Source organism: Azospirillum sp. B4 (assembly GCF_000333275.1).
Lineage (GTDB): Bacteria > Pseudomonadota > Alphaproteobacteria > Azospirillales > Azospirillaceae > Nitrospirillum.
In genome coordinates this window covers 1-16,376 of the sequence record NZ_BACU01000314.1, presented here as the reverse complement: position 1 = coordinate 16,376, position 16,376 = coordinate 1, and the positions used below count along the sequence as shown (strand labels likewise).

The window sequence follows — 16,376 nt, the reverse complement described above, 5'->3', positions numbered from 1 at the left end:
ACGGCAGAGGCGGACCCCGTCACGGTCGCTTACCACACCCTGGCCCGCCAACTGTTCCCCGGCCATCCCTACGGACGGCCCTTGCGCGGCACGCTGGAGACGCTGGCCGCCATCACCGCCGACGATTTGCGCGACTTCGTGGCGCGGCGCCTGGTCCGTGATGGCCTGGTGGTGACAGCTGCGGGCGACATCGCGCCAGCGGAGCTGGCGGCGGCGGTGGATGGTATCTTCGGCGGCCTGCCGGCCAACGGGGCGCCCACCACCGTCCCGGATGCGGCCCCGGTCCTCGACGGCCAAGTCCAGGGCGTCGCCTGGCCGGGGCCGCAGAGTCTATTCGTCCAGGCGGCGGCCGGGGTGGCGCCGGGTGATCCCGACTGGCCCGCCGCCCTGCTGCTGACCCACATCTTGGGCGGGGAAGGGTTGGGATCGCGTCTCGCGGATGCCGTGCGCGACCGTCGCGGTCTTTCTTACGATGTGCAATGCAATTTGCAGTCATACGCGCACGCGGACTTGCTGGTGATCAGCGGTTCCACCGCCAACCGCACGGTGGGCGACGCGCTGGGACTGGTGCGCGAAACCCTGGCGGATGTGGCGGCGCATGGGGTGGCCACCTGGGAATTGCGCGACGCCCAGGCTTTCCTGACCGGGTCCTTTCCCCTGCAATTCACCAACAACCGGGCCATCGCCGCCCTGCTGCTGGACATCCGGCGCGATGGTTTTCCGCCTGGATTCCTGGACATCCGGGCGGATTTGCTGCGGCGGGTGACGCGGGATGACGTACGCCGGGTGGCGGCGCGCCTGCTGCGGCCGGATGCCTTGGCCACGGTGGTGGTGGGCGGTGCCGGATCGGCGCCGCGCTGACGCCGCCGCAGGCCTCGGTCGGCTGCCGCCGCGTGGCGGAGCGGAACGCGGGAAGCCAAGCGGCCGGATGGCCGCGCCCGGCGCCTGCGAAAATCAATGCAAAAAGCAAGGATGGTTAACGAAGCGTTGCCCCAACCTTTGGCATAGGAGTTGCTGCATTCCCGTGACCGCGATCCAGGCCATTGGGGGTTCCGATGACGTTCACCTTCGACGATTTCAAGGCGCGCTTCTTCCAGGCCTCCCCCGTCGCGCGACCGAAGCGGCCGCAGGCCGCGGTCGTGCAGGACAATCCGGTGCCCAACGGTCTGGGCGCCCGGCGCGTGGCCGCCCGCGCGGGCGATGTGCCCGACCACATCGACGGCATCCCCATCGCCGCCATCCTGGCGGCCATCAAGGCGGACCCCGCCGCCCTGCACCGCCGCCGCGCCGTGCTGGAGGGGGAAATCCGTACCGTCTGGGCCAACCTTCAGGAGCTGGTGCGGGAATATCGGGTGCTGGGCGATGAGGCGACGTTGCCCCGTGGCATGAGCCCCAGCCTGTCGGCCACCGCCCTGCCGAAGGAGGTGGCGGAGGCCTTGGGCGGCGCCATGGGCCTGCCCCTGACGGTCATGCCCACCGCCCCGCGGGCACCGGCACCGGAAGCGGCGGACAAGGGCGGTCTGTTCGACGTGGAGGAGGAGGAGCCGGCCACCGTTGAGATGGAACCGGTGCGCTTGCCCCGGTCCCGCACCATGGTCCGCCCGGCCCGCCGCCAGGCGCGTTAGTTAACCCCACCGCGTTAGTTAACCCCACCGCGTTAGTTAACCCCACCGCGTTAGTTAACCCCACCGCGTTAGTTAACTAGGCGCGTTCCGCTAAGGGGCCCCTCCACAGCGGTTCAGCGGCCGCGCACGTGGACGCTGCCACTGCCGCTGTGGGATTGGTCCAAACGGCCGGTCACCTGGTCGATGGTCACGTCGCCGCTGCCGCTCAACGCGATGGTGGCGTCGGTGACCTTCACGCGCAGCTGTTGGTCGCCGCTGCCGCTGATCACGGCGGTCAGGGTGCCGATCTCTCCGCCGTCGATGGTGATGTCGCCGTTGCCCGACTGCTTCAGTTGGGCGGTGGTGGCCGATACGGCGTGGATGGTCAGCGCGCCCGATCCCCCCAGATGCGCCGACAGGGCGCCTTGCGCCTTCGCCGCCACCACGTCGCCCGATCCGTCGATGCTCAGGCGCAGGTTCTCCACCGCGGGCAGGGTGGCGTTGCCCGATCCGCTCAGTTTTGCGGTGGTGGTGCCGCCGCTGCCGCCGCCGATGGTGACGTTGCCGCTGCCGCTGCTCTCCAGGTCGATGGAAGGCCCCGCCATCTGGATGAGGTCGACATTGCCGGAGCCCGCCACCCGTACCTTGAAGGCGCCGTCCAGGCGGTCCAGCTGGACATCGCCCGAGCCGTGGACCCGGACCTGCGCGCCGCCGGCCACCCGGTCGGCCTTGACATTGCCGGACCCATCCAGGGTCAGCGCCAGCGCGCCGAAGCCGCCCGTGGCCTGGTAGTCGGTGGACCCGCCCTCCTGTATTTCCAGCGGAATGCCGGTGGGGACGGTGATGGTGATGCGCAGGGTGGGCTGCCAGCGGTTCCAACCCTCCCCCTCGCGATAGCAGCGCCGCCCGGTGATGCCCAGCTGCGCCGACCGGCCGCCGCTGGCCGTCAGCTGGTCCACCTCCCCCGCCTCCTCCGCCGTCGCGCTGATGCGGACGCCGTGCGCCTCGGGCGTGGCCGTGATCTGCACCGACCGGGCGCATGGGGTGGTGATCTTCAGCTCCTGCCCCTCCAGGGCCCAGCTGCGCTCGGCCGCCCAGGCGCCGCCGGCGGCGGTGGTTCCGGCCAGTGAAAGGCTTAAGGCGAGAGCGATGCGATGATGGCGGGACATGGGCCGGCGTCTCCCCGTGGCTGACGGCATTGGCGCCCATTGTGGCCGCGCGCGTGGGGCGATCAAGCGCGCGACGGCCGGTGGAACCGCTCCCGCCCCTTTCCGGTGGCCAAGTGGCCCCATGGGCGCGCGCGATACGTCAAAAGCGTCGGCAAAAACGCGTCAAAAGGACGGAATCCCCATCCGGACCGCTGCTTAACCATGACCAGCCGTGCTAAACCCCTGGGGCTTTCCAGGGGCGGGACAATGGGGTCCGGTCGTCCCTGGCCACAGGTTCAGGAGAGAACGATGTCCGCCACCCCGCACGATACCCCGCTGGTCCAGACCCCGGCTTGGGAGGCGCTGGCCCGGCACCGTCAGGCGCTGGAGGGCGTGCACATGCGCGACCTGTTCGCGGCCGACCCGGAACGTTTCGACACCTATTCCCTGAAGCTGGGCACCCTGCTGCTGGACTACTCCAAGAACCGGCTGACGGACGAGACGCTGCCCCTGCTGCTGGACCTGGCCCGCGCCCGCGACCTGGAAGGCTGGCGCGACCGCATGTTCGCCGGATTCCCTATCAACCTGACGGAGGGGCGGGCCGTCCTGCACACCGCGCTCCGCCAGCCCAAGGGAGCCACGGTGCTGGTCGATGGCCGCAACGTGGTGCCGGACGTGCATGCCGTGCTGGACCGCATGGCCGCCTTCGCGACCTCCGTGCGCGACGGGGAATGGCGCGGCTGGACCGGCCAGCCCATCACCGACATCGTCAACATCGGCATCGGCGGGTCCGACCTGGGTCCCGTCATGGTGACCCAGGCGCTGACCCCTTATCACCACGCCCACCTGCAGGCCCACTTCGTCTCCAACGTCGACGGCACCCACATCGCCGAGGTGCTGAAGAAGGTGGACGCGGAGACGACGCTGTTCATCATCGCGTCCAAGACCTTCACCACGCAGGAGACGCTGGCCAACGCCCACACGGCACGCGACTGGCTGCTGGCCCAGGGCGCGCCGGCGGACGCGGTGGCGAAGCATTTCGTGGCGGTGTCGACCAACGCCAAGGAGGTGGCGGCCTTCGGCATCGACACCGACAACATGTTCGGGTTCTGGGACTGGGTGGGCGGCCGCTACAGCCTGTGGTCGGCCATCGGCCTGCCCATCCTGCTGATGATCGGCCCTGATCGCTTCGCCGAGCTGCTGGCCGGCGCGCACGCGATGGACGAGCATTTCCGCACCGCCCCGCTGGCCGCCAACATGCCGGTGATCCTGGGACTGATCGGCCTGTGGTATGTGAATTTCTGGGACGCCCAGTCCTATGCCGTGCTGCCCTATGACCAGTATCTGGCCCGCCTGCCGGCCTACCTGCAGCAGGCGGACATGGAGAGCAACGGCAAGGGCGTGGATCGCGAGGGCCGCCCGGTGGATTACGCCACCGGCCCGGTGCTGTTCGGGGAGCCGGGCACCAACGGCCAGCACGCCTTCTATCAGCTGATCCACCAGGGCACGCCGCTGATCCCGGCCGACTTCCTGGCCCCCATCGAGACACAGAACCCGGTGGGCCGCCACCACACCCTGCTGCTGGCCAACTTCCTGGCCCAGACCGAGGCGCTGCTGCTGGGCAAGACCGAGGACGAGGCGCGGGCCGAGCTGGCCGCCCAGGGACTGGATGGGGAGGAGCTGGAGGCCCTGGTGCCGCACAAGGTCTTCACCGGCAACCGCCCGACCAACACCCTGCTGTTCCAGAAGCTGGACCCCCACACCCTGGGCATGCTGGTCGCGCTCTATGAGCACAAGATCTTCGTCCAGGGCATCCTGTGGAACCTGAACTCCTTCGACCAGTGGGGCGTGGAGCTGGGCAAGCAGCTGGCCAAGGCCATCCTGCCGGAGCTGGAGGGGGGCGCCCGCCGCGGCCATGACTGCTCCACCGCCGGTCTCATCCGGGTGGTGCGCGAAGGATTGCGCTGATTTCCATTTCCGGCCGGGCGTCGTGCGGCCGGGCGCCCGGCCTTTTTTGTTAACGCCCCGCTTACCTGCGGAACTAAACTTGTCCGGAGGCGCCGGCGCGCACAGATTCCCTGGTGTGTCGTCCCAGCGAGGTTGGTGGCCGGCAAGGTTGGTGGAATGGAAAGCGGCGCGCATAACCCGGGCGGCGGGCGGGATCGGTCGGTCCCCGAACGGCAGCCCATGGCGCGGCTGACCCAGGAACAGCTGGACCTGGTGCTGAAGCGCCATGCCATGTTCCGCAACGCCAAGGTGGGCGGGGCCCGCGCCGTGCTGGCCCGCCTGGACCTGTCCGGCCTGACCCTGGCGGGGCGGGACCTCAGCCATGCCGACTTCACCCACGCCGTGCTGCGCGACGTGGACCTCAGCAACGCCGTGCTGGAATGCGCCACGCTGTTCGTGGCCGATCTGCGCGGCGCCAACCTGCGCAATGCCAAGCTGGTGAAGGCCGACCTGCGCGGCGCCTGCCTGCGGGGGGCCGACCTGTCGGGCGCCGACCTGTTCGACGCCGACTTGCGCGACGGCACGCTGGCGGCCCGCGCCCGCGACGGCAGCCTGCACGTCATGACGGTGGACCCCACCAACGCCGACCTGGGCGAGGCCAACCTGCGGGGCTCCAACCTCACCAACGCGCGGCTGTCGGGCTCCGTCGCCATGCATACCGATTTCACCGACGCCATCATGCGCAACGCCAAGCTGGTGCGGGCCAACCTGCGGCAAGCCAAGCTGGATGGCGCCAACCTGGAAGGGGCGGACCTGTCGGGCGCCGACGTGCGCGGCGCCAGCCTGCGGGGCGCCGTGCTGATCGGCACGGTCATGAACCTGACGGAACTGGGTGGCGCCGATATGGCTGGCGTGCTGACGGAAAGGCCGATGGGCCGCCCGGCGGCGGAGCTGGGCCGCACCATGGCCGAGTTGCTGAACCTGCACGCCACCTGGGTGTGCACGGCGGCGAAGGAGGGTATGGCGCTGGACCTCAGCGGCGTGGATCTGCGTGGGTCCGGGACCCTGTCACGCGCCATGCTGACCCGCGGCGTGGGCCTGGGGGCGGTCTTCTACGGTATGGACCTGACCGGCATCCAGATGCAGGTGGGCCAGTTCGACAACGCCGACTTCCGCACCGCCACCCTGGCCGACGCCGATCTGCGCGGCGGCAGCTTCCAGGGCGCCAATTTCAGCGCCGCCAACCTGCGCCATGCCAAGCTGGACCATCTGCAGATCGACACCGAGCGGCATGTGCGCACCAACCTGACCGGCGCCATCCTGCGCAACGCCGATCTCAGCGGCGCCCGCCTGCGCCGTATCCGCCTGGCCCAGGCCGACCTCAGCCACGCCGACCTTCGTGGCGCCGACCTGCGGGAGGCGGATCTGCGGGGCGCCAACCTCAGCGGCGCCCAGGTGGAGGAGGAGCAGATGAGGGCGGTGGATTTCACCGGCGCCCGTGGCCTGCCCCGCACCTGGCACGTGCGCTATGTGGCGGATGATTGATCCAGCCTGATGCCCGGATATCGGAGCCGCGGCCGGTCGGATGATCGGTGCGACTTGGCCCTGGGCGGCGGGCTTTGGCAGGCCAGTGGCGTGGCTATGATCGCGGCGGGCCCCCATATCTATGGCGTCCCTTGTTTATGATCCCCATCTTTGGGGTATTATGATCTGACGGCCTGCCTTCCCGCTACACTGGCGCCATCATGCCCATCCGCCTTCTCCCTGAGACCCTGGTCAACCGCATCGCCGCCGGTGAGGTGGTGGAGCGTCCCGCCGCCGCCGTGAAGGAGCTGGTGGAGAACGCGCTGGACGCCGGCGCCCGCCGCATCGACGTCACCCTGCGCGATGGTGGCAAGGCCCTGATCCAGGTGGTGGACGACGGCGGCGGCATGGCGGCGGAGGAGCTGTCGCTGGCGGTGGAACGCCACGCAACCTCCAAGCTGCCGGGCGACGACCTGCTGAACATCCACACCCTGGGTTTCCGGGGGGAGGCGCTGCCCTCCATCGGCGCCGTCAGCCGCCTGACCATCACCAGCCGCCAGCCGGGGTCGGACAGCGCCTGGGCCCTGACAGTGGAGGGTGGGGCCAAGGGCCGGCCGGTGCCGGCGGCCCACCCGGTGGGCACCCGCATCGAGGTGCGAGATCTGTTCTACGCCACCCCGGCGCGGCTGAAGTTTCTGAAGACCACGCGGACGGAGACGGACCACGCCGTCGACGTGGTGCAGCGCCTGGCCATGGCCCATCCCGAGGTCGCCTTCACCGTGGCGGACGAGGGCCGCACGCCCCTGCGCCTGCCGGCCCAGACGGGCACATTGAACGGTGATGATCCCCTGCTGGCCCGTCTGGGCGTCCTCATGGGGCGGGAGTTCCAGGAGAACGCCCTGCCCATCGACGCCTGGCGCGAGGGCGTGCGGCTGTACGGCCACATCGGCCTGCCCACCCTGAACAAGAACACCGCCGCTGGCCAGTACCTGTTCGTGAACGGCCGGCCGGTGCGCGACAAGCTGCTGCTGGGCGCCGTGCGCGGCGCCTACGCCGATTTCCTGGCCCGCGACCGCCACCCCCTGCTGGCCCTGTTCCTGGACATCCCGTGCGAGGACGTGGACGTCAACGTCCACCCCGCCAAGACGGAGGTGCGCTTCCGCGACCAGGGCCTGGTGCGCGGCCTGATCGTCGGCGCCCTGAAGCATGCCCTGGCCGGCGCCGGTCATCGCGCCTCCACTACCGTGGGGCAGGCAGCATTGGCCAGCTTCCGCGCCGACGGCGCCCAACCCATCCCCCAGACCGCCTTCCAGTGGCAGCCGCAGCCCCACTCAGGCGGTGGCGGCAGCTGGCCCGGCATCACGCGGCCGACCGCCAGCCAGGTGGAGGCCGCGCGCGCCTTCCAGGCGCCGGTCGCCGCCTGGGAAGGTCCAAGGGGGGAGGGGGCCGCCCCGGCGGCGCCCGGCTACGCGCCTTCGGTTTTGGCGGAGGCGCCGGCTTACGCCGATGCCGCACCCGGCCCGATATCCCCGGGCCTGGCGGCGGCGGTGGCGGCCTTGGCGCAAAACGGCGCCAATGACGTGCCCGACTTCCCGCTGGGCATCGCCCGCGCCCAGGTGCACCAGACCTACATCGTTTCCCAGACCCGGGACGGCATGGTCATCGTCGACCAGCACGCGGCGCATGAGCGCCTGGTCTATGAGCGCATCAAGCAGTCCATGGTGGCCCAGGGCGTGAGGCGGCAGATGCTGCTGATCCCCGAGGTGGTGGAGCTGGAGGAATCGGCCGCCGCCCGCCTGGCCGAGCGCTCGGACGAACTGGCGGAACTGGGCCTCTGCCTGGAATCCTTCGGCACCGGCGCCGTGGTGGTGCGGGAGATCCCGGCGCTGCTGGGGGCCAAGGCCGACATCAAGGCCCTGGTCACCGACATCGCCGACGAGCTGGCGGAGCTGGGCGACCAGCACGCGCTCAAGGAACGGCTGGAGGAGGTCTGCTCCTCCATGGCCTGCCATGGCTCCGTCCGCGCCGGCCGCGTTCTGACGGTGGGGGAGATGGACGCCCTGCTGCGCGAGATGGAGGCCACCCCCCACAGCGGCCAGTGCAACCACGGCCGCCCCACCTATGTGGAACTGAAACTGGCGGACATCGAGCGGCTGTTCGGCCGGCGGTAGCCGCCGTTTTGGTGGGGCTCGGGGTTACCCCTCCATCCGACGTGCCTTTTCACGCCGCATCATTTCAGCGCGGTCAGGGCCGAAATAGCTTGGAGTGCGCACGAAGGGCACCGGATCGGACAGCAGCCGCTCGACCTGGGAAATCAATTTCTTGGTCGAGAACGGCTTGCATAGGAAGCCGTTGATCCCCGCCGCCAGGGCCGCCGACAGCGTGTTCTGTGTCGCGTCGCCGGTCATCATGATGATGGGCAGTGTCGGTGAGGGCATGCCCTCAGCCATCCGTATGCGGCGAGCCAATTTGATTCCATCGACGGGCAGCATCAGGTAGTCGATGAGCGCCAGGTCGACCTGGGTGCCCGAGAGGATGTCAAACGCCTCCCGGGCATCCATGGCGCGCAGCACGTTGACCGGGCCGGCGCTGCGCAACATGGGCCGGACCAACTGGTGAATAAGCGGCTGGTCATCGATGACCAGGGCCGTCAGCGTCGGCCAATTGATCGTCATTGTTCCTCCTGCATCTGCTCGAGCGTATGGAGGACGAGCATGGGATCCAGCCGGCGGCGGTAGTTGGCATCCACAAAGAACGCGCGGACAATCCCGTCCCGACCCACCACAAAGGTCGCGGGGACAGGCAGTTCCAGCCCGTCCCCGCCGGTAACCTCCGCCAAGTCCAGACCATCCGCCCGATAGAGATCGTACCATTCGGAGGGCAGGCGGAAGACCAGGCCCCAGGCACGCGCCACCGCCATGGCCTCATCCACCAGAACCGGGAAACCGACGCCGTTGGCGCGACGCGTGGCGCACGCCAGGGCGAAACGTTCGGGGGTGATCGCGATAAGCGACGCCCCTGTCGCCTCGATCTCGGCACGCGCTTCCTCAAGTTCGGAAAGCTCAAGGGAGCAAAATGGACACCAGCCGCCGCGAATGAAGCTGACCACCAACGGTCTGCCATGAAAATCGGCCAGGGCCACCGTGCGGCCTTCGGTATCCAGCACTTGAAACGCAGGGGGCCGGGCGCCGACCGCTGGCGCCTGCGTCGTCACATGCGCCAGGGTGGCCTCAATCACCTCGGCCAACTGCGGCGACATCGCCGCGCGTTCCTTTTTTTCCTCCAGTTCCAGTCCTATGGTCAGATACATCGACGTCCATCCCCTTAGGCCCGGATCAGCTCAAGAAAATGGGCGCGGTCGGATTGGCCATCAAGCCTAAACGTCGACCAACCACGGTACCCGGCTCGTCAGTTCCGCCATGGCGGCAGCGGGAGTGGCGACCCAGGCGGCGCAAGGGTCCAAAAGCATGTTTACATTGTAATCATCCGCGCTGATGATTACGCTGTAAACACCAGCCATTGGCGGTGCCCTCCCTGCGCAGGATCGACGTCCCATGATCACCGTCCACCATCTCACCAACTCGCGCTCCCACCGGGTGCTGTGGCTGCTGGAGGAGCTGGTGCTGCCCTACCAGCTTGTCGTCCACCAACGGGACCCGCGGACGCTGCGGGCACCCATGGCATTGAGGGCGGTTCATCCCCTGGGGAAATCACCTGTGATCGTGGATGAGGGGCGGGTGATCGCCGAATCGGGGGCGATTATCGACTACATCCTGACCCGGTATGGGGAGGGGCGGCTGGCGCCGCTGGCCGGCTCGGAGGACGGGCTGAGGTTCACCCATTGGCTGCATCATGCGGAGGGGTCGGGCATGCCGCCCTTGTTGCTGAAGCTCATCTTCCGCGACCTGCCCGCCCGCGTACCCTTTCCCATCCGACCTGTCGCGCGGGCGATCACCGCCGCGACACAGCGTGTGCTGGTGGATCCGCAGCTCAAGTTGCATGCCGACTATTGGGAGGCGGAGCTGGGGGAATGTCCCTGGTTCGCCGGACGGGAGTTCACCGCCGCCGACATCCAGATGAGCTATCCTTTGGAGGCGTTCGCGGCCCGTGCCGGGATGGTTGACGCCTATCCCAACATCCTGTCGTTTCTGGCGCGGATTAGGGCGCGGCCGGCCTATCAGCGCGCCATTGAGCGTGGGGGGCCGTTGACGCCCCCCTGATCTCGTGCGCCCTGGCGAAGATGGCCACCCCAAATACAGAAACGCCCGGAAGGATGACCTTCCGGGCGTTTCGCTGTTCGGCCCCTTCGGGGCCACGCGTTGCTTGGTGTTTCCTCTATCCCTGTTCGCCCGCCCGGTGTTTCCCGGGTTTACAGGCGGCACTCGTACTGGGGTGGCCGGTCAGGGCCGCCCGAACTTTTCAGGCCTTCAGCGCAGTTCCCAGGCGAACTCAACCTTCACCGGGGCGCCGGCGACGCTGGCGATGGGGTTCTGGCGCAGCCAGTTGAAAAAATCATCGAAGGGCAGGGCGGGACGCGCCACCACCCGGCGGCCCGATAGGCCGGTCGCCCGCTCCGACAGGGTACGGGTCACCTGCTCATACGCGACCTCGGGAACGCCGTGGGCCACCGCGATGGCACCCGTGGCCGGATCCTCCACCTGGAAGGAGTGGGCCCCGTCCCGGAACGCATAGGCAACATGAACCGTATCAACCCGATGCATGATCTTTCACTCAGCTCCGCAAAACGGAACTTTATGTATCATGCGGCCGTGACATTGGAAAGGAAAAAACAGCGGACGCAGAATTGACGCAACAGAACGTCTTTTTCGCATCGCAACCGCCTGTCGGACCCGCGTTCCGCTGTCTTTCCAAGAGTTTATCTATGGGTTGATAGATTTATTCGATCACAAAGCGCGGGGCCGCCCGGCCGCCGCCGGCCTTGATTTTTTCCGCCACGCGGGCGGCGATGGCCCGGTAGGTCTGGGCGTGGACCCCGTCCGGCTGGCTGACGGTGATGGGCGTGCCGGCGTCGCTGGTCTCGCGGATGGCGATGTCCAGCGGCACCTCGCCCAGGAAATCGATGCCCAGCTTCTCCGCCTCCGCCTTGGCGCCGCCGTGGCTGAAGATGTCGCTGCGGTGGCCGCAGTTGGGGCAGCAGAAATAGGACATGTTCTCGATGATGCCCAGCACGGGCACGTCGACCCGGCGGAACATGTTCAGGCCCTTGCGCGCGTCCAAGAGGGCGATGTCCTGCGGGGTGGAGACGATGACGGCGCCGGCCAGGGGCACGCCCTGCGCCATGGTCAGCTGGGCGTCGCCCGTGCCCGGCGGCATGTCGACCACCAGCACGTCCAGTTCGCCCCAGTTCACGTCGCGCAGCATCTGGGTGATGGCGCTCATCACCATGGGGCCGCGCCAGATCATGGGCGTGTCCTCGGCCACCAGGAAGCCCATGGACATGACCTTGATGCCGTAGTTGACCAGCGGGTCCAGGCGCTTGCCGTCCGTGCTGTCGGGCTTGCCGCTGAGGCCCATCATGCGGGGCATGCTGGGGCCATAGATGTCGGCGTCCAGCAGGCCGACCTTCAGGCCGTTGGCCGCCATGGCCAGCGCCAGGTTGGTGGAGGTGGTCGACTTGCCCACCCCGCCTTTCCCTGAGGCCACGGCGATGATGGCGGCCACGCCGGGGATGCCCGCCTTGGCGGGTTTGGCCCCAGGGGCTGCCCCGGGAGCCGCTGGCGCGCCGGGACCGCCGGACACGGCCTTGGGGGCGGGGCGGTGGGCGGTCAGCACCGCCGTCACCGACAGCACGCCGGGCAGGCGGTCCACCGCCTTCTCCGCCGACTGGCGCAGGGGTTCCAGGGCGGCGCCGCGCTGGGGGTCGACCTCCAGGGTGAAATGGACATGGCCGTCCTTGACCGCCACGCCGGAAACCATCTTGAGGCTGACGATGTCAGACCCGCGATCGGGGTCCACCACCCGCCGGAGGGCCTCCAACACCTGGGACTCGGTAACCGCCATGATCAAACGCCTTCATCTTGTAAAGTGGGGGGCGGGGGGTCATATCGCCCGTGTCGGGCTTCCCTGCGAACGCCCGACTATATACGGTGCCGCCGAAATGGGGGGAAGCCCGGGGGAAGAGATGGCCGCCATCGGCGACCATCGGCCGCCGACGCCCTCTGTCTGGGTGCTCCCTCATATGGGGTCGGGCGCCCGAATCTCCAGGACAGGAAAGGCGAACATGCCCTGGTCCAATCAAGGGTCGAATGGCGGGAACGACGGGTCGGGCGAAGATCCCGACAAGAAGGCTCCCGGCAAGGATAAACCCGAACCGGGATCCTCCGGAAGCGGCAGCCCGCCGCCCAACCCCTGGGGCCAGAGTGATGGCGTCGCCGGCAACACCGGATCATCCGGCAAGGTGTCGGGCGGCAAATCCCCGGGCAAGCCGTCCGGCCCCCGCCAGCCGGGGCTGGAGGACGCCGTGCGCCAGGGCGGGGAACGCCTGCGCGTCCTGCTGGGTGGCAACGGCAATGGCGGCGGCCCCGGTGGCGGCCGGCCCCGGGGCGGCGGATCGCCCTTCGGGGGTGCGCCCTCCGGCAACCCCTTCGGCAATCTCGGCCGCTGGACCACGGGGCGGGTCATCGGCGTGGGCGTGGCGGCGGTGGCGTTGCTGTGGCTGGCCACCGGCGTCTATCGCGTGGCGGCGGACGAACAGGGCGTGGTCCTGCGCTTCGGCAAGCCGGTGCGGGTGGAACAGCCAGGCCTGCGCTATCACCTGCCCGCCCCCATCGAGCAGGTGCTGCTGCCCCAGGTCACCCGCGTCAACCGCATCGAGATCGGCTACCGCAGCCAGGGCGACGGCCGGCGCAGCGTCGGCGACCGCGACGTGGCGGACGAGAGCACCATGCTGACCGGCGATGAGAACATCGTCGACATCGACTTCGCCGTGTTCTGGGTCATCAAGGACCCGGGCAAGTTCCTGTTCAACATCCGCGAACCGGCCGAGACGGTGAAGAAGGTGGCGGAAAGCGCCATGCGTGAGGTCATCGGCCGCACCGAGATCCAGCAGGCCCTGACCGACGCCCGGCAGCGCATCGAGAATGACAGCCGCCAGCTGCTGCAGACCATCCTGGACCAGTACCAGGCCGGCATCGAGATCACCCAGGTGCAGTTGCAGCGGGTCGAGCCGCCGCCGGCGGTGGTGGAAGCCTTCAACGACGTGCAGCGCGCCCGCCAGGACCGGGAGCGCCTGCGCAACGAGGCGGAAACCTATCGCAACGACATCATTCCCCGGGCCCGGGGCGACGCCGAGCGGCTGAACCAGGAGGCCCAGGCCTACCGCGACCAGGTGGTGGATCTGGCCCAGGGCGACGCCAAGCGCTTCCAGCAGGTGCTGGAGGCCTATTCCCAGGCCCCGGACGCCGCCAGCCGGCGCCTGTATATCGAGACGATGGAGCAGATCCTGAAGGGCACGAACAAGATCCTGCTGGATGACAAGGCCGGCGGGGGGGCCGTGCCCTATCTGCCCCTGAACGACATGTTGAAGCCGCATCCCGCCACGCCGCCCGCTGCGGCCGGCAAGTAAGGGAGGACCACCATCATGGAGAAACGTTGGTTCGTCTTCCTGGGCCTGCTGGTGCTGGCCGCCATCCTGCTGCAGGGCGCCTTCTTCACCTTGAACCAGACCCAGCAGGCGCTGGTGCTGCAGTTCGGTGAGCCCAAGCGCGTGATTCGCGAGCCTGGCCTGTGGACCAAGATCCCCTTCGTGCAGAACGTGGTGGTGCTGGACCGCCGCGTGCTGGACATCGACCCGCCGGTGGAAAGCGCCATCCTGGCCGACCAGAAGCGGCTGGAGGTGGACGCCTACGCCCGTTACCGCATCGCCGACCCGCTGATGTTCTTCCAGACCCTGGGCAATGAGCAGCAGGCCCGCCAGCGCCTGGCGGTCATCGTGAATTCCGCCATGCGCCGGGTGCTGGGCAACGTCAACCTGCCGGCCGTGCTGTCCCAGGACCGCGAGAAGGTCATGGCCGACATCAAGGCCCAGGTGAACCAGGAGGCGCAGCGCCTGGGCATCGAGATCGTGGACGTGCGCCTGCGCCGCGCCGACCTGCCGGAACAGACCAGCCAGGCGGTGTTCGCCCGCATGCGTTCCGAACGCGAGCGCGAGGCGGCGGAGGCCCGCGCCCAGGGCCAGGAACTGTCGCAGCAGATCAAGAGCCGCGCCGACCGCGACCGCACCGTCCTGCTGGCCGAGGCCCAGCGCCAGGCCCAGATCACCCGGGGCGAGGGCGACAACCAGGCGATTCGCATCATGAATGAGGCGATCAGCCGCAATCCGGAGTTCTACAGCTACTACCGTAGCCTCCAGGCCTACCGCGACACGCTGAAACCCGAGGACACGACCATGGTGCTGTCGCCGGGCGCCGACTTCTTCAAGTACCTGGGGGCGGGTGACAGGCGGCGCGACAAATGAGCGAACCAGGCGGACGCATGCCGGCGCCCGGCGCTAGAGGGGAGCATCAAGCCCTTGAATGATTTGTGGGTGGGGGCCGCGCTGGCCCTGGTGCTGGAGGGCCTGTGCTACGCCCTGATGCCGGCGGTCATGCGCCGGCTGGCCGGCCGCATGGCCGAAACCCCGCCGGAGCAGCTGCGCTGGGCGGGGCTGGCGGGGGCCTGCATCGGGGTGGTCCTGGTGTGGCTGGCGCGCCGCTAGCGCGCGCGATTTCCGTCCTCACGGCGGGGATGCCGTCTTATCCCCTTGCGATATCACGAGCCATCCCCCTTAACAGGCGCGACATCAGCCCCCTATAGTGGGCAAATGGAATGATGACGGGCGGATACCATGAGTGATCGGCGTCCCCCTGCCAGGAGTGGCCCTACAGTGACGTCTCCCGCCTTCCCCGTGCCCGCCCCCACGGCCTCCTCCCCGAAGAAGGAGGGCCTGACGCGGGCCCGGCCGCTCTCGGCCTTGCGCCGGTCGTTGATGGTGCTGAGCGTCCTGCTGCTGCCCACGGCCTGCGGTGATCCCAGTTCGGCCAAGGCGGAGCCGCCGCCCCACAGCTTCGCGCCCCTGGTGGAGAAGATGCTGCCGGCGGTGGTGAACATTTCCACCAGCCAGACGGTGAAGAACAAGAAGCAGGGCCAACTGCCCATGCCCGAGTTCCCGCCGGGCAGCCCCTTCGGCGACTTCTTCCGCGATTATCAGGAACGCCAGAAGGAGAATGACCAGGGCGGGGACAAGGGCGGCGGCGCCACCTCGCTGGGCTCCGGCTTCATCATCGACGCCTCGGGCTACGTGGTCACCAATAACCACGTCATCGAGGGTGCCGATGAGATCACCGTGCGCCTGCAGGACGACACCCAGCTGAAGGCCACCCTGGTCGGCACCGACAAGGCGACCGACATCGCGCTGCTGAAGGTGGAGCCGGCGTCCAAGCTGCCCTTCATGGTGATGGGCAACAGCGACATCCTGAAGGTGGGCGACTGGGTCGTGGCCATTGGCAATCCCTTCGGCCTCGGCGGCACGGTGACGGCGGGCATCATCTCCGCCCGCGGCCGCGACATCGGCGCCGGCAAGTACGACGACTTCCTGCAGACCGACGCCTCCATCAACCTGGGCAATTCCGGGGGGCCGCTGATCAACCTGAATGGTGAGGTCATCGGCATGAACACCGCCATCTTCTCCCCCCAGTCCAATGAGGGCGAGGCGGGGTCGGTGGGCATCGGCTTCGCCATCCCCTCGGTGGTGGTGAAGAACGTGGTGCAGCAGTTGCGTGAGACCGGCAAGGTGCGGCGTGGCTGGCTGGGCGTCCAGATCCAGGACGTGTCGCCCGACATCGCCGAAAGCCTGAAGCTGAAGCAGCAGCGCGGCGCGCTGGTGGCGGTGGTCAGCCCCGGTGGTCCGGGTGAGCAGGCGGGCCTGAAGCAGGGTGACGTCATCGTCAGCATCGACGGCAAGGACGTCACCAACGGCCGCATCCTGCCCCGCATCGTGGCGGAGGAGCCGGTGGGCCACAAGGCGGCCCTGGTGGTGGTGCGCAAGGGCAACAAGATGAACGTGACGGTGTCCCTGGGTGAACTGAAGGAGGATAGCGAGGGGGGCGCCGCCGTGGCCGCCACCGGCAGCGCGACCGGCGAGGCCGAGGGCACG

The 16,376-nt window shown here is 68.7% G+C and carries 15 protein-coding genes; 10 read left to right on the top strand and 5 right to left on the bottom strand.

The features are described from left to right. Both I55_RS14070 and I55_RS14065 read left to right on the top strand, forming a co-directional pair. Positions 1–861, top strand: an 861-nt coding sequence (locus tag I55_RS14070) for a pitrilysin family protein (RefSeq protein ID WP_044561212.1), incomplete at its 5' end; no start/stop codon positions are given. Positions 862–1,055: 194 nt separating this feature from the next. Beyond that, complete coding sequence (locus I55_RS14065; protein ID WP_044561211.1) at positions 1,056–1,625, top strand: hypothetical protein; 570 nt, start codon at positions 1,056–1,058, stop codon at positions 1,623–1,625. A 113-nt stretch (positions 1,626–1,738) separates the two neighbouring features. Here I55_RS14065 and I55_RS14060 read toward each other — a convergent pair whose 3' ends face one another. Beyond that, positions 1,739–2,773, bottom strand: coding sequence for a GIN domain-containing protein (locus I55_RS14060; RefSeq protein ID WP_044561210.1), 1,035 nt, complete (start codon positions 2,771–2,773; stop codon positions 1,739–1,741). A 288-nt stretch (positions 2,774–3,061) separates the two neighbouring features. Here I55_RS14060 and pgi point away from each other — a divergent pair, with 288 nt between their 5' ends. The 3 genes from pgi (at position 3,062) to mutL (ending at position 8,394) form a co-directional block, all read left to right on the top strand. Further along, positions 3,062–4,720 carry a glucose-6-phosphate isomerase gene (gene pgi / locus I55_RS14055; RefSeq protein WP_044561209.1) on the top strand — a complete coding sequence of 553 codons (1,659 nt, stop codon included), beginning with the start codon at positions 3,062–3,064 and terminating at the stop codon, positions 4,718–4,720. A gap of 219 nt (positions 4,721–4,939) precedes the next feature. Continuing rightward, positions 4,940–6,244: a pentapeptide repeat-containing protein gene (locus tag I55_RS14050; protein WP_044561217.1), complete on the top strand. Its 1,305-nt coding sequence runs from the start codon at positions 4,940–4,942 to the stop codon at positions 6,242–6,244. Positions 6,245–6,444: 200 nt separating this feature from the next. Beyond that, positions 6,445–8,394 (top strand): DNA mismatch repair endonuclease MutL, encoded by a 1,950-nt coding sequence (gene mutL / locus I55_RS14045; protein ID WP_044561208.1) that lies wholly within the window; start codon positions 6,445–6,447, stop codon positions 8,392–8,394. 24 nt (positions 8,395–8,418) lie between these two features. On the opposite strand, the gene I55_RS14040 is transcribed toward mutL, so the two are convergent. Further along, the gene (locus tag I55_RS14040; protein WP_044561207.1) at positions 8,419–8,898 is read right to left on the bottom strand and encodes a response regulator; all 480 of its coding nucleotides are present in this window, start codon (positions 8,896–8,898) and stop codon (positions 8,419–8,421) included. Further along, positions 8,895–9,533, bottom strand: coding sequence for a peroxiredoxin-like family protein (locus I55_RS14035; RefSeq protein WP_049974110.1), 639 nt, complete (start codon positions 9,531–9,533; stop codon positions 8,895–8,897). The genes I55_RS14040 and I55_RS14035 overlap by 4 nt, the downstream gene beginning before the upstream one ends. Positions 9,534–9,777: 244 nt before the next feature. Here I55_RS14035 and I55_RS14030 point away from each other — a divergent pair, with 244 nt between their 5' ends. Continuing rightward, entirely contained in the window at positions 9,778–10,443 is a 666-nt protein-coding gene (locus I55_RS14030; RefSeq protein WP_044561206.1) for a glutathione S-transferase, read from the top strand. Between the two features lie 207 nt (positions 10,444–10,650). Here the strand turns inward: I55_RS14030 and I55_RS14025 are convergent, their stop codons facing one another. Together I55_RS14025 and apbC are read right to left on the bottom strand one after the other, a co-directional pair. Further along, positions 10,651–10,944 (bottom strand): hypothetical protein, encoded by a 294-nt coding sequence (locus I55_RS14025; protein WP_044561205.1) that lies wholly within the window; start codon positions 10,942–10,944, stop codon positions 10,651–10,653. 175 nt (positions 10,945–11,119) lie between these two features. After that, the gene (apbC, locus tag I55_RS14020) at positions 11,120–12,247 is read right to left on the bottom strand and encodes an iron-sulfur cluster carrier protein ApbC (RefSeq protein WP_064742498.1); all 1,128 of its coding nucleotides are present in this window, start codon (positions 12,245–12,247) and stop codon (positions 11,120–11,122) included. Positions 12,248–12,464: 217 nt separating this feature from the next. Here apbC and hflK point away from each other — a divergent pair, with 217 nt between their 5' ends. The 4 genes from hflK to I55_RS14000 form a co-directional block, all read left to right on the top strand. Next, positions 12,465–13,808: an FtsH protease activity modulator HflK gene (hflK, locus tag I55_RS14015; RefSeq protein ID WP_307718707.1), complete on the top strand. Its 1,344-nt coding sequence runs from the start codon at positions 12,465–12,467 to the stop codon at positions 13,806–13,808. Between the two features lie 15 nt (positions 13,809–13,823). Next, the gene (hflC, locus tag I55_RS14010; RefSeq protein ID WP_044561204.1) at positions 13,824–14,699 is read left to right on the top strand and encodes a protease modulator HflC; all 876 of its coding nucleotides are present in this window, start codon (positions 13,824–13,826) and stop codon (positions 14,697–14,699) included. Positions 14,700–14,753: 54 nt separating this feature from the next. Next, complete coding sequence (locus I55_RS14005) at positions 14,754–14,939, top strand: DUF2065 domain-containing protein (protein ID WP_044561203.1); 186 nt, start codon at positions 14,754–14,756, stop codon at positions 14,937–14,939. Between the two features lie 168 nt (positions 14,940–15,107). Further along, the coding region (locus I55_RS14000; RefSeq protein ID WP_044561213.1) for a Do family serine endopeptidase at positions 15,108–16,376 on the top strand (1,269 nt) is incomplete at its 3' end.

Coding starts and splice junctions, on each gene's coding strand:
- I55_RS14065 (WP_044561211.1), top strand. CDS start 1,056: ATGACGTTCACCTTCGACGATTTCAAGGCGCGCTTCTTCCAGGCCTCC.
- I55_RS14060 (WP_044561210.1), bottom strand. CDS start 2,773: ATGTCCCGCCATCATCGCATCGCTCTCGCCTTAAGCCTTTCACTGGCC.
- pgi (WP_044561209.1), top strand. CDS start 3,062: ATGTCCGCCACCCCGCACGATACCCCGCTGGTCCAGACCCCGGCTTGG.
- I55_RS14050 (WP_044561217.1), top strand. CDS start 4,940: ATGGCGCGGCTGACCCAGGAACAGCTGGACCTGGTGCTGAAGCGCCAT.
- mutL (WP_044561208.1), top strand. CDS start 6,445: ATGCCCATCCGCCTTCTCCCTGAGACCCTGGTCAACCGCATCGCCGCC.
- I55_RS14040 (WP_044561207.1), bottom strand. CDS start 8,898: ATGACGATCAATTGGCCGACGCTGACGGCCCTGGTCATCGATGACCAG.
- I55_RS14035 (WP_049974110.1), bottom strand. CDS start 9,533: ATGTATCTGACCATAGGACTGGAACTGGAGGAAAAAAAGGAACGCGCG.
- I55_RS14030 (WP_044561206.1), top strand. CDS start 9,778: ATGATCACCGTCCACCATCTCACCAACTCGCGCTCCCACCGGGTGCTG.
- I55_RS14025 (WP_044561205.1), bottom strand. CDS start 10,944: ATGCATCGGGTTGATACGGTTCATGTTGCCTATGCGTTCCGGGACGGG.
- hflK (WP_307718707.1), top strand. CDS start 12,465: ATGCCCTGGTCCAATCAAGGGTCGAATGGCGGGAACGACGGGTCGGGC.
- hflC (WP_044561204.1), top strand. CDS start 13,824: ATGGAGAAACGTTGGTTCGTCTTCCTGGGCCTGCTGGTGCTGGCCGCC.